This is a genomic window from Pseudomonas sp. KCJK9000 (assembly GCF_046230725.1).
GTDB lineage: Bacteria > Pseudomonadota > Gammaproteobacteria > Pseudomonadales > Pseudomonadaceae > Aquipseudomonas > Aquipseudomonas promysalinigenes.
This window is the reverse complement of sequence record NZ_JBJJLN010000081.1, coordinates 1-12,390: the sequence shown is the minus strand read 5'-3', so window position 1 is coordinate 12,390 and position 12,390 is coordinate 1. Positions and strand designations below refer to the sequence as shown.

General features: G+C 59.6%; 11 protein-coding genes, 2 tRNA genes and 1 pseudogene. 11 read left to right on the top strand and 3 right to left on the bottom strand.

Going from position 1 to position 12,390, the window contains the following annotated elements; genetic code table 11:
* The first annotated feature begins 83 nt into the window (after positions 1-83).
* From ACK59H_RS21595 to ACK59H_RS21585, 3 genes are all read left to right on the top strand, one after another.
* Positions 84-356 carry an oxidative damage protection protein gene (locus ACK59H_RS21595; protein WP_409264899.1) on the top strand — a complete coding sequence of 91 codons (273 nt, stop codon included), beginning with the start codon at positions 84-86 and terminating at the stop codon, positions 354-356.
* A gap of 90 nt (positions 357-446) precedes the next feature.
* Positions 447-522, top strand: a tRNA-Phe gene (locus ACK59H_RS21590).
* A gap of 234 nt (positions 523-756) precedes the next feature.
* A complete protein-coding gene (locus ACK59H_RS21585; protein ID WP_060478305.1) occupies positions 757-1,200 on the top strand; it encodes a hypothetical protein in 444 nt (147 codons plus the stop codon).
* A gap of 88 nt (positions 1,201-1,288) precedes the next feature.
* Here ACK59H_RS21585 and gabP read toward each other — a convergent pair whose 3' ends face one another.
* Positions 1,289-2,674 (bottom strand): GABA permease, encoded by a 1,386-nt coding sequence (gabP, locus tag ACK59H_RS21580; protein ID WP_060478304.1) that lies wholly within the window; start codon positions 2,672-2,674, stop codon positions 1,289-1,291.
* A gap of 630 nt (positions 2,675-3,304) precedes the next feature.
* On the opposite strand from gabP, the gene ACK59H_RS21575 reads away from it, so the two are divergent.
* The 5 genes from ACK59H_RS21575 (at position 3,305) to ACK59H_RS21555 (ending at position 7,643) form a co-directional block, all read left to right on the top strand.
* Entirely contained in the window at positions 3,305-4,078 is a 774-nt protein-coding gene (locus tag ACK59H_RS21575; RefSeq protein WP_060478303.1) for an ABC transporter ATP-binding protein, read from the top strand.
* 11 nt (positions 4,079-4,089) lie between these two features.
* Positions 4,090-4,842 (top strand): ABC transporter substrate-binding protein, encoded by a 753-nt coding sequence (locus tag ACK59H_RS21570; RefSeq protein WP_060478302.1) that lies wholly within the window; start codon positions 4,090-4,092, stop codon positions 4,840-4,842.
* Between the two features lie 54 nt (positions 4,843-4,896).
* Positions 4,897-5,592, top strand: coding sequence for an ABC transporter permease (locus ACK59H_RS21565; protein WP_060478301.1), 696 nt, complete (start codon positions 4,897-4,899; stop codon positions 5,590-5,592).
* Entirely contained in the window at positions 5,589-6,278 is a 690-nt protein-coding gene (locus ACK59H_RS21560; protein WP_060478300.1) for an ABC transporter permease, read from the top strand. The genes ACK59H_RS21565 and ACK59H_RS21560 overlap by 4 nt, the downstream gene beginning before the upstream one ends.
* Before the next feature lie 129 nt (positions 6,279-6,407).
* Positions 6,408-7,643 (top strand): methyltransferase, encoded by a 1,236-nt coding sequence (locus tag ACK59H_RS21555; protein WP_060478299.1) that lies wholly within the window; start codon positions 6,408-6,410, stop codon positions 7,641-7,643.
* Between the two features lie 211 nt (positions 7,644-7,854).
* Here ACK59H_RS21555 and ACK59H_RS21550 read toward each other — a convergent pair whose 3' ends face one another.
* On the bottom strand, positions 7,855-8,136 hold the full coding sequence (locus ACK59H_RS21550; RefSeq protein WP_060478298.1) for a DUF3077 domain-containing protein: 282 nt from the start codon (positions 8,134-8,136) through the stop codon (positions 7,855-7,857).
* Entirely contained in the window at positions 8,129-8,401 is a 273-nt protein-coding gene (locus ACK59H_RS21545) for a hypothetical protein (RefSeq protein ID WP_060478297.1), read from the bottom strand. Before ACK59H_RS21545 ends, ACK59H_RS21550 begins: the two co-directional genes overlap by 8 nt.
* 476 nt (positions 8,402-8,877) lie before the next feature.
* Between ACK59H_RS21545 and ACK59H_RS21540 the strand changes: the two genes are divergently transcribed.
* The 3 genes and pseudogenes from ACK59H_RS21540 (at position 8,878) to ACK59H_RS21530 (ending at position 10,781) form a co-directional block, all read left to right on the top strand.
* Entirely contained in the window at positions 8,878-9,126 is a 249-nt protein-coding gene (locus ACK59H_RS21540; RefSeq protein ID WP_060478296.1) for a hypothetical protein, read from the top strand.
* Between the two features lie 98 nt (positions 9,127-9,224).
* Positions 9,225-9,300: transfer RNA gene (locus tag ACK59H_RS21535), tRNA-Thr, on the top strand.
* Positions 9,301-9,462: 162 nt separating this feature from the next.
* Positions 9,463-10,781 (top strand): annotated as a pseudogene (locus ACK59H_RS21530) (tyrosine-type recombinase/integrase).
* Positions 10,782-12,390 lie beyond the last annotated feature (1,609 nt).

Sequence of the window (12,390 nt, the reverse complement as noted above, 5' to 3'; positions counted from 1 at the left end):
CCCCCGCCGGGCCGGGGCCGCGGCCCCCGGGACAAGAATCTGCAAAACCGCGAGGACAACGACCTGTGGGAAGGAGAAGCAAAATAACCCGCCCCGAGTTGCGCCGCAAATACAAAGAGAAGCCCCCGGTCCGGCCCCGCCCGCCGTACCCTGGCGCAAAAGGTCAGGACATCTATGACCACATCTCGGAAAAGGCTTGGGAAGACTGGAAGAAACACCAGACCATGCTGATCAATGAGAAGCGCCTGAACATGATGAACGGCGAGGACCGCAAATTCCTCCAGGTCGAGATGGACAAGTTTTTCGCGGGCGAGGAATACGCTCAGGCCGAAGGTTACGTTCCACCGGCCGAATGACCCCACGGATCGTAAGCGACGGAATTAATTTAAAATTTTTTCAAAAAGTCGTTGACGGGCGGTCTGAAAATCTATTTAATTCACCTCGTCGCCCAGATAGCTCAGTCGGTAGAGCAGAGGATTGAAAATCCTCGTGTCGGCGGTTCGACTCCGTCTCTGGGCACCACCTTCAAGCTTCTGGTGGTTGCAAAGTTACCCGAAGCGACAACAAGAAACCCGCCCAGTGCGGGTTTTTTGTTGTCTGGGATTTCACCTTCGTGAAGTACCGACCCTGTTGGCCATTGAAACCTGGCCCCTTCCCCGCCGCTCGAGCAAAACCAAGCAACACCGCTAGCCAGTTGAATAGCCTGGGCGGCTGCGCTTCAATACGCGCACTTTCAGAACACCCCCAGGATGAGCCATGGCCACCACGTCAAAGCAACAGAAACGCGCCAAGCGCGCCGCCAGCAAGGCCAAGCAGAACCGCATGGTGCGCAGCGGCCAGGCAGTCAAAGCCAGTGCCGGTGACAGCGCGAGCATCGAGCAGGTGTTCAGCAAGGCCATGGAGACCGACAGCTACAAAGAGCTGTTCGAGAAGATGAAAGCCGCCCAGGAAACCAGCCTGGTGGCGATGATCTCGGTGTTCCTGGTGGACCCGCTGCTGGCCCTGGTACTCAAAGGCCACAAAGAAGAGCACGCCACCGACTACATCGTGCTGGTGTTCAACGCCTACCGCACCTGGCTGGACGGCGCCGACGAGGACACCACCATGGCCTGGCTGGAGAGCGATGAGTTCCAGCAAGCTTACATCGCCGCCTCCGAGCTGGTGGCCAAGCAGCAGCAACAGCAGAAGCAGTTCGGCTGACGTCCTGCTTTGAGCCTTTAGGCTTGCGTGAAAACAACAAGGCCGCGCCCTGCCAAGGACGCGGCCTTTTCATTTCAAACAGCGCGAATCAGTTGTCCAGCGCCACCCGCGCGGCCGCTTCACGCTTGCGGTGCACCAGCAAGCCCGCCGCCACCACGCCAATGCTCAGCAGCGCAGTCGCGATGATCTCGGCCCGGTGATCCTCACGCAGTGCCATCACCGCCAGCACGGCAACGATGAAGGCAATGGTCGCCCAGGTCAGGCCCGGGAACAGCCACATCTTGAACACGATCTTCTCGCCGCGGGCTTCGCGCTGGCTACGCATGCGCAGCTGCGACACTGCAATCACCAAGTACACCAGCAGCGCGATGGCGCCAGAGCTTGCCAGCAAGAACTCGAATACCTGCGCCGGCGCCACGTAGTTGGCGAACACGCAAAGGAATGCCGCAGCGGTGGACAGCAGCACGGCCACATGGGGCGTGGCAGCCTTGGTGGTGCGCTGGGCAATGGCCGGAGCGTCGCCACGTTTGCTGAGCGAGAACAACATCCGCGAAGACGTGTACAGCGCCGAGTTCAAGCAGCTGGTGACAGCGACCAGCACCACGATGTCGACGATCAACTTGGCATTCGGCACGCCGATACGGCTGAGCACTGTCTGATAGGAACCCACTTCGGCCAGGGCCGGGTCATTCCAAGGTACCAGCGCCACCACCAAGAAGATCGACACCAGGTAGAACAGGCAGATACGCCAGATCACCGAGTTGGTGGCACGGCTGATCTGCTTGCCTGGGTCTTTCGATTCGGCAGCTGCGATGGTGACGATTTCGGTGCCCATGAACGAGAACATGGTGGTCAGCATGGCCGCAAGCACAGCGCCCAAGCCATTGGGCATGAAGCCCTGGGTATCGAACAGATGCGAAGCACCGCTGACCTGGCTGCTTGGCACGAAGCCGAACATGGCGATGCAACCGACCACGATGAAGCCGATGATGGCCAGCACCTTGAGCAAGGCGAACCAGAACTCGAACTCACCGTAATTCTTCACGCTGCACAGGTTGGTCAGGGTCAGCGCCAGGGTAATAAGGAGGGAGAAGGCCCACAGGTCCACAGACGGGAACCAGGCGTGAAGGATGGCCGCCGCTGCGTTGGCCTCCAAAGGAATGACCAGCACCCAGAACCACCAGTACAACCAACCGATTGTGAACCCAGCCCAACGGCCAATGGCGCGGTCGGCATAGGTGGAGAAAGACCCGGTATCCGGCGAGGCGACAGCCATTTCGCCCAGCATGCGCATGACCAGCACCACCAAGGTGCCGGCGGCGGCATAGGCCAGCAGCACGGCCGGGCCGGCGGCTGCGATGGCGTGGCCGGAACCTACGAAAAGACCGGCGCCGATGACGCCAGCAATGGACAGCATGGTGACATGCCGTTGTTTGAGCCCCTGAGCGAGGTCATTGGAATTGTTACCGCTCATCAAAACTACCTTTGTAAGGAGTGGACCACGCCGACTGCGGAAACAGAGCGCACCTGGGGTTGACCTAGGCATCGCTGCAATCGGCGTATGGCTACTGGCAATTAGCGCGCCAGGTATGAGGCACACTCGTCTGACAGACCCATTACTCCTTGTAGGGCGCGGTTTGCAGCCCATTCGGCCAGGGTTTGACCGAAAGGCCGTTGAAGGATGCTGCAAACGGTGGATTACTGAAATACCCACTTACAAACGCACCAAAGGTGCTCCTAGGTAACACCTATGCACCACTGCAAAGCACATTAGTGCAACCCCAGGTACAACCCAATACCTCAACTTCAGACGCCCCAGTCGCACCTGCCTGGCCCCGCGCCACTGAGCGACAGGGCTAAAACAGCTTCCCAGCACCGGCCAAAAATGGCACCATCGCGCCTTTTTTCATCAAGGCAATGGAGCCGGCGCACCCCTTTGCGGACATCTGCGCGACGTTGCACTGCAACGATGCGACAAACTGCCCCGGCAAAGCCTTGAGCCCCCTGCGACCCTGTTGGCCGTCCAATGCCGCTATGCTAGCGTGGCGCTCGCCAGGAAGGCCGCCAACAGCTGGGAACGCACCCGATCACATGAGGACCGCACATGGCCCAGGCCACGCCCGCGCTGGAAATCCGCAATTTGCACAAACGCTACGGCGAGCAGGAAATTCTCAAAGGCATATCGCTGACCGCGCGCGACGGTGACGTGATCTCCATCCTGGGGTCGTCCGGCTCCGGCAAGTCCACCCTGCTGCGCTGCATCAACCTGCTGGAAAACCCCCACCAGGGCGAAATCCTGGTTGCCGGCGAGAGCCTCAAGCTCAAGGCCGCAAAGAACGGCGACCTGATCGCCGCCGACAACCGCCAGATCAACCGCCTGCGCAGCGAAATCGGCTTTGTCTTCCAGAACTTCAACCTGTGGCCGCACATGTCGATCCTCGACAACATCATCGAGGCGCCACGCCGGGTGCTTGGCCAGAGCAAGGCCGAGGCCACCGAAGCGGCCGAAGCCCTGCTGAACAAGGTTGGCATCTACGACAAGCGTCACAGCTACCCCGCCCAGCTATCCGGTGGCCAGCAACAGCGTGCTGCCATCGCCCGTACCCTGGCCATGAGGCCCAAGGTGATCCTGTTCGACGAGCCAACTTCGGCGCTCGATCCGGAAATGGTCCAGGAAGTGCTTAACGTTATCCGCGCATTGGCCGAAGAAGGCCGTACCATGCTGCTGGTGACGCACGAGATGAACTTTGCCCGCCAGGTGTCCAGTGAAGTGGTCTTCCTGCACCAGGGCCTGGTTGAAGAGCAAGGATCGCCACAGCAGGTCTTCGAAAACCCGACCTCGGCGCGTTGCAAGCAATTCATGTCCAGCCACCGCTAACGGAGCAATACATGCACACTTACAAGAAGTTCCTCCTGGCAGCCGCTGCCACCCTGGTGATGTCGGCAAACGCCATGGCCGCGGAAAAACTGCGCATGGGTATCGAAGCCGCCTACCCACCGTTCAACAACAAGGATGCCAGCGGTAACGTCGTCGGCTTCGACAAAGACATCGGCGACGCCCTGTGCGCCAAGATGAAGGTCGAATGCTCGGTGGTGACCTCCGACTGGGACGGCATCATCCCAGCCCTGAACGCCAAGAAGTTCGACTTCCTGGTGTCGTCGCTGTCGATCACCGACGAGCGCAAGCAGGCGGTCGATTTCACCGACCCGTACTACTCCAACAAGCTGCAGTTCATCGCACCGAAGAACGTCGACTTCAAGACTGACAAGGCTTCGCTCAAGGGCAAGGTGATCGGCACCCAGCGCGCCACCCTGGCCGGCACCTACCTTGAAGACAACTACCCGGATGTAGAGGTCAAGCTCTACGACACCCAGGAAAACGCCTACCTGGACCTGGTGTCTGGCCGCATCGATGGCATCCTGGCCGACAAGTATGTGCAGTACGAGTGGCTCAAGAGCAAAGACGGCATGAACTTCGAGTTCAAGGGCGAGCCGGTGATGGACAGCGACAAAATCGGTATCGCCGTGCGCAAAGGTGACACCAAGCTGCGCGACGAGTTGAACAAAGCCCTGGCAGAAATCAAAGCCGACGGTACGTACAAGAAGATCAACGACAAGTACTTCCCGTTCAGCATCGAGTGACCCACCCTGACCGGCGCGCCCATGCGGCGCGCCAGTCCCTAGAATGACCTGCCCATGAATATCGACCTGCACGGATTCGGCCCGGCCATGATGGCTGGCACGCTGATGACCGTAAAACTGGCGCTTTGCGCTTTGCTGCTGGGGCTGGTGCTGGGCCTGCTCGGCGCCCTGGCCAAAACATCTACCGTCACGCCACTGCGGTGGCTGGGCGGCTTTTACTCCACCCTGGTTCGCGGCGTGCCCGAGCTGCTATGGGTGCTGCTCATCTATTTCGGCACCGTTGGGCTGATGAACGCCTTGGGCGAAGCCCTGAACATGCCGGGCCTGGAACTCAGTGCCTTTGCCGCGGGCGTTATTGCCTTGGGGCTGTGCTTTGGCGCCTACGCCACAGAAGTGTTCCGTGGCGCGATCCTGGCCATCCCCAAGGGCCACCGTGAAGCCGGCATGGCGCTGGGCCTTTCCAAGGGCCGTATTCTGTCGCGGATCATCCTGCCGCAGATGTGGCGCATCGCCCTGCCCGGCCTTGGCAACCTGTTCATGATCCTGATGAAGGACACCGCGCTGGTATCGGTGATCGGCCTGGAAGAAATCATGCGCCATGCCCAGATCGGCGTGACCGTGACCAAACAGCCATTCACCTTCTACATGGTTGCCGCCTGCATTTACCTGAGCCTGACCATCATTGCCATGACCGGCATGCACTTCATGGAAAAACGCGCCGCTCGCGGCTTTGCGAGGGCCGAACAATGAATTGGGAAGTCATCATCAAGTGGCTGCCGCGCTTGGCCCAGGGCGCGACCCTGACCCTGGAGCTGGTGGCCATCGCCGTAGTCGCCGGGTTGATTCTGGCCATCCCCCTGGGTATCGCCCGCTCCTCGCGCCACTGGTACGTACGCGCGGTGCCGTTCAGCTACATCTTCTTCTTCCGCGGCACGCCGCTGCTGGTGCAGCTGTTCTTGGTGTACTACGGCCTGGCCCAGTTCGATGCCGTGCGCGCCAGCTCGCTGTGGCCGTACCTGCGCGACCCGTTCTGGTGCACGGTACTGACCATGACGCTGCACACCGCTGCCTACATCGCCGAGATCCTGCGCGGTGCGCTGCAGTCGATCCCCAAAGGTGAGATAGAAGCGGCGCGGGCGCTGGGCATGTCCCGGGGCAAGACGCTGTTCTACATCATGCTGCCGCGCGCTGCGCGCATCGGCCTGCCGGCCTACAGCAACGAAGTGATCCTGATGCTCAAGGCCAGTGCCCTGGCCAGCACCGTGACCCTGCTGGAGCTGACCGGCATGGCCCGTACCATCATCGCCCGGACCTACCTGCCGGTGGAGATCTTCTTCGCAGCCGGTGTGTTCTACCTGGTGATCTCGTTCGTGTTGGTGCAAGGCTTCAAGCTGCTCGAACGCTGGTTGCGCGTGGACGCCTGCCAGGGCCGCTGAGCCGTACTATCGCATTCGCGGGTGAACCCGCTCCCACAGCCATTGCGCGAACCTTGAGCCAAGCGCACGTCTGTAGGGGCGAGCCCCCCGCGAGTAGGCCCGACAAACCCACCCTCGCCTCAAGCCCCCATGCCCAGCTACCTGCACAGCCACCAGTTGCATGCCCGCTTCAAGGCCCTCGACCAGTTCCTGACCGAGCACCAGGCACTGTGGAAACCCAGGCCCTTCACCGCCCTGCGGCTGGATTGGGAAGCCAGCCATCCTGAGCTTGCCGCCTATCTGCGCGGCTGTACCCTGGCCGACGCAGAGGCCGACGTTGCCCCAGCGCAACTGCCCGCCCCGTTCCCGCAACTGGCCACACAAGCCGAACAGCTGGCAGCCGTGGGCGAGCTCCCGGACACCGGCCTGCCCAGCGCCGGGCACCGTCTGGACGCCAATGTGCCAGGCCGCAAATGGCAGCAGATCGAAGCCTTCAGCCGCCGCGTGAGCTTTCGCGAGCAGACTCGCCATTGGCTGGACTGGTGCGCCGGTAAAGGCCACCTGGGCCGGCGCTTGCTGCAACCGGGCCAGCAGCTGACATGCCTTGAGTACGACGCCGAACTGGTCGCAGCAGGCCAGGCGCTGAGCGATCACCATCACCTGCCTGCAAACCATGTTCACCAAGATGTCATGGCTACCGGCAGCCGCCAGCACCTGGGGCAGGACAAAAGCGTGGTCGCCCTGCATGCCTGCGGTGACCTGCACGTTCACCTGCTGCGCGAGGCCAGCCAGCAAGGCTGCCGCCACCTGGCCTTGGCCCCCTGCTGCTACAACCGCATCGGCGGCGATCGCTATCAGCCGTTATCCACAGCCGCGCAGGGTTCGGCGCTGCACCTGAGCATCACCGACCTCGGCCTGCCGCTGAGCGAGACCGTCACGGCTGGCGCCCGCGTGCGCCACCAACGCGACTGCTCCATGGCCCGCCGCCTGGGCTTCGACCTGCTGCAACGCACACAGCGTCAGTGCGATGAATACCTGCCTACCCCATCGCTGCCGGTGGCCTGGTTGGCCAAGCCGTTCGAGCAGTACTGCCGCGAGCTGGCGGCGCTGCGAGCGGTGCCGATCAGCACCACCCCGGACTGGGCCGCGCTGGAGGCCGCAGGCTGGCAACGCCTGGCCGAGGTGCGCAACCTGGAGCGGTTGCGCAACCTGTTCCGTCGCCCACTGGAACTGTGGCTGGTGCTGGACCGCGCGCTGTACTTGCGCGAGCAAGGCTACGATGTTCGCTTGGGGACTTTCTGCGCCTATCCACTGACCCCGCGCAACCTGCTGCTGCTGGCAGAACGTGACCAATCGCCGCAGCACAACCTGTGGATAACTCTGTGAACAAGCTTGTGATTACCTGTTGGATCACTTCGCTATTTCAAGGCTTGTGCTTATGCAGCGGCGCGGCTGAAGCCCAGCAAAAACAGGCGTTTGCGCAAAGACCAGTGGTTAGGGCGAGCGGCCTGCGTTTCGCGCAAGGCGGTAATGCCTCTTGTGCATAAACCAAAATTCGATTAGGCAAAGCCCGCTGGGTTGCAGCGGGCCTGGTGGGCTACCTGAGTGCTTTTTGCTTGGCCAACTCGATGTCGTTCATTAGCGCTTTGGCCATGCCCAGCAGATAATCCGAGGCGCCCAGCAGCTTGTGGTCATCCTCCATGTCCCCTTCACGAACCAAGTGCTTGATATAGCCCAGCAGGATCGACACATGTTCGTAAGCATGATCGACCGGGATACCCGGCTGCACACGCAGTAGGTTCATTGGCGGGTTGCCCGCTTCCAGGAACGTCGCCATGCCGGCGGTGTGGATGGGTTTGGCGGTTTCGGCATCATTCATCGCGCTGCTCCCCTGCATCGCTCAAGGTCGCCAGCGCGTGCTGGAACAGTATCAAGGCCGAATCGACGGCAGAAGCGGCGTTGGCCAGCGTGGTCAAGCCTGGCTCACCGGCGTGGAGGCGGCAATGTTCATCGATGGTTTCGACCACACCGCGCATGAGTTCGATGCCGTGGACGAAGGCGTCTTCGGGGGAGATGTCGCTGTGGACAGAGAAATACGGGGTTTGGACAAGCGGATGGGGTGGATCGGGGACGATCTTTTTCATGCAAGCAGCTCCATGAGAGGAACCACCACATCAATTTTTCTCACGAATTAAGGTGGCGGTCGTACACGGGGTGAGAAAACCGAGGGAGCTACAAAGCTCGGCCAGACCGAAGTCTGCCCGTGTACAACCGCCATAGACTGGCTAGCCAGTAACTCCTTATCGGGTTTCTCACACCCGGTCACCAGGATTTGGTAACCCGGAAACGTTATCCCTGGGCCACCTTCCCGCCAACAGTGAAGGCTCGACTAGCAGCGTAGGATAATTCCCAAACCTCAAAATCCTGAAGCATTTGGTCTTAACTTAGGAATTTCCTCACAAATCAGCCCAGTCATTGATAGGCAGGTTCCCCACACGGCGCGTTCCCGGTGTATGATCCGCCCCCCAAAATATTGAAAGCTAGTCGCACGCTGCCCGCCAGCCTTGCGACCATCTGGCGTTGCGCCGGATTCGACCATGGACTAACGGACTACACCATCGTGACCTACGCCAAACCCCTCGCCCTGCTGGCCCTGACCCTGGCCTTGAGCGCCTGCAGCCACAGCCCCGCCGAGCACCCCGCCAGCAGCCTGGACTGGAACACCCCCGGCATGCAACTGGGCGGTGACTACGGCCTGCCCCTGCGCACCGACAGCCCCTGCCGCAAGCGTGGCTGCGACAACGACAAGCTGATTTTCAACCCCGGCAAGAGCGAGCCAAACGTCAATACCATCCACCGCGGCTGGTAGGAAATTTCTCCTTTTAGCTCGGTGACTTAGGTCATTTTCGCTTTATCGCAACTAAGTGGTTTACAGGCGCCAAACGATCGTTATAATGACGCCCCATTGCCGGTATAGCTCAGATGGTAGAGCAACTGACTTGTAATCAGTAGGTCCCGGGTTCGATTCCTGGTGCCGGCACCATTCAAGGTTCCATAGAAAGCTTTCAAAATCTCTGGAACCCCCGAAAAACCCGCCTTATGGCGGGTTTTTTCGTTTTGGCGTTCCGTCGGATTCCGAGGGTAGCCAGCGCTAATAAGGGTACTTTTAAGGATACCTACCAATTCGACATTGGAAAGTACCCTTATGGCTCGCACAACGGCTCCCTTACCGACAACGCCTGCCGCACTGCAAAGGCTCGCGAACGTGAGTACAAGCTTTTTGACGGCGATGGCCTTTACCTGCTCGTGAAGCCCAACGGTCGCAAAGGCTGGCGGCTCAGGTACGTGAAGCCCGATGGTCGCGAGGGCCTGACCTCACTCGGCAATTACCCGGTGGTCGGGCTGGCTGACGCTCGCCACAAGCGCTTCGAGCTCAAACAGCAGCTCGCCAACGGCATTGACCCCATCCAATCCGAGCAGCAGGCCAAGGTGCAAGCCGTAATCAATGGCCGTACCTTCGAAAGCGTTGCGCTCGATTGGTATGCCGGGATGGTGCCCAAGTGGGCGCCGGGCCACGCCAAGACCGTACTCAGCCGGTTGAAGACTCACGTATTCCCATTGTTAGGTGCCAGGGCAATCGTTGAGTTGGACACCCACGACCTCATGCAGCCACTGGAGGCTGTGACTAAGCGCGGCACCATCGACTTGGCGCTGAGGATCAAGAACTACCTGCAAAGCATCATGCGCGAAGCCAAACGGCTGCGACTGATCACGGCGAACCCGGCTCACGATCTCGATGGCTCGATCAAAACGCCACGGGTTACACATCGACCCGCACTACCCTTTTCGCGGTTGCCTGAGCTACAGGCGCGTATCGACGGCTACAAAGGTCGCCCGCTCACGCGCCTCACGGTGATGCTATCGCTGCACGTGTTCGTGCGCTCCAGTGAACTGCGCTTCGCCCGTTGGAACGAGTTTGACCTCAAGCGTGGCATCTAGGAGATCCCCGACACCCGCCCGGCGCTGGACGGAGTACCCTTTTCCACAAGGGGTACAAAAATGGCCGGGGATATCCACGTTGTACCCTTATCGCCACAGGCAATGGCCTTGCTTGAGCAGATCCACGCGATCACCGGCAAGTTCGACCTGGTGTTCGCGGGGGATGCCAAACCGTGGAAACCGATGTCCGAGAACACGGTGAATGCCGCACTCAGAACGATGGGCTACGACACCAAGGTGGATATCTGCGGCCACGGGTTCCGAGCCATGGCGTGCAGTGCGCTGGTCGAGTCCGGGCTGTGGTCGGAGACGGCTATCGAGCGACAGATGAGCCACAAGGAACGCAACAACGTACGGGCCGCTTATACCCACAAGGCTGAGTTCCTTGAAGAGCGCCGGATGATGATGAGCTGGTGGAGCCGGTTTATAGAGGCGAACCGCGAGGACCATGTGACGCCGCATGAGTTTGCCAAGCAGACGGGCGAGAACGTCACGCGGCTTCGCAGTGCCAAGAGGACCGGGTAACCCGCCGCACCACCACCTCAACTCGCTGTGAAGTTACCCACAGCACCGCATGAAGCTCCTCCGCGCGAGTCCTTTCAAACGGGGCTGCAAAGCCGCACCGTTTGAAAGGACCATACCTAAGAAAAAAAACCGCTGGCACAGCGTACGTCTGTGGAAAACCACAGATGTCCACCGGGAGATAGTTCTAGCCACAGGCGCTAAACCCCTGAAATCGCTTTGCTTGACGAACATTGCCCACAGGCGTAGACCGGGAGTTGCAAGCGCTGTCGATGACAGCAACCCAGGTGACCCGAACCTTAAAGGTCACGCCGCTCTGGCGGTGGTTTTTACCAAGGGCGATTCGCATCCGGCAGCTCGCCCGGTCACTACCCATGTGATGGATGCTCTTACACATATATCGCTCGTGCGCCAGATACACCGTACCTCGCTGCCCTGCAGCAACCTATCCGCTTGGCCGAATATTGCGCCAGCCTGTGCCCGTCTCTTTCTTCTGGAAAGAGACGGGCACTTCTACCACTGCTGCAGCCCTGATCGCACAAGGCTTTGCGGCATTCCCCCTCGTGACAATCGGCGTGACAAACGCCGATGTCACCAGCAACAGCGCTGTAGATGATGGTGCCGCAGCCCTAGGAATGGACTGCACCTGACTGACAGTCAGGCATGCCCCGGTCATCGCAGTGCTGCTTGCACCTGGCTCAGGATCTCGCGGCACTGGTCTCGTCAGCCAATGCAGCCTCCACCCGCCCACCGGTAATGGTGCTCAGGAGGCCAGATCATGAGATGCCCTTGCTCTTGGTCGTAAGGAGCCGCCAGTTCCGCGTAGTGGACATTCCCCACAGGTCGCAGGGGCCTTGATCCCTGATAACACTCAACATTCTTGGCGGGATGACGTGGGGCGAGGATTGGGAGGCGTACATATTGAGGCTGGCATGAGATTGGTCCGGAAATGGGTGCCGGCCTGAAGAAGGGCTTGGGGTTCATGATGCGTGGCGGATTGATCAGCAGGTTCTGGCTGAATACGCGGTATATGTTCGTGGACAAGTTGAGCGTGGCGAGCTTCCGCCCATCCCGAACGACGACTACAGGTCTAAACGATCATGCACGAGGATCAACTTAAGAACTAAACACTTCCTTACGGATGAAAAGTATGGCCTAACACTGTACTAATATGCTAAGCCAGAGCTATGATCCAAGATATGGATCTAAGTAATCCTACTCGAATTGCAGCCTATTAAACCGGACCGAAGGTGAGTCTATGGATGGCTGGCATACAATACATCACCCTGAACAGCCATATTTCTAGAATTAGTGAAATCCGAATTTACAGACATCACTGCATAGAGCAAACTTTGACTCCAATCGAACTTATAGCTCGACTCTTGAAGGACTTCGTGCAACATAGTTCGCCGGCTTGAACGCTAGGTAACCTCAACAGTTTATTAACATTAACCAGTAGCTGGTCGACGGCTAGATTTTTGGAATCAAGCCAAGTATCAATCTTTCAGTATTTAAATAGCTTGCTGGAACTAAGCCTTCTGTTATTTCGGCAGGCAATTGACTCATGGCACCCTCAAGATGAGGTATATCTATCTGAATAGTATCCCACAGT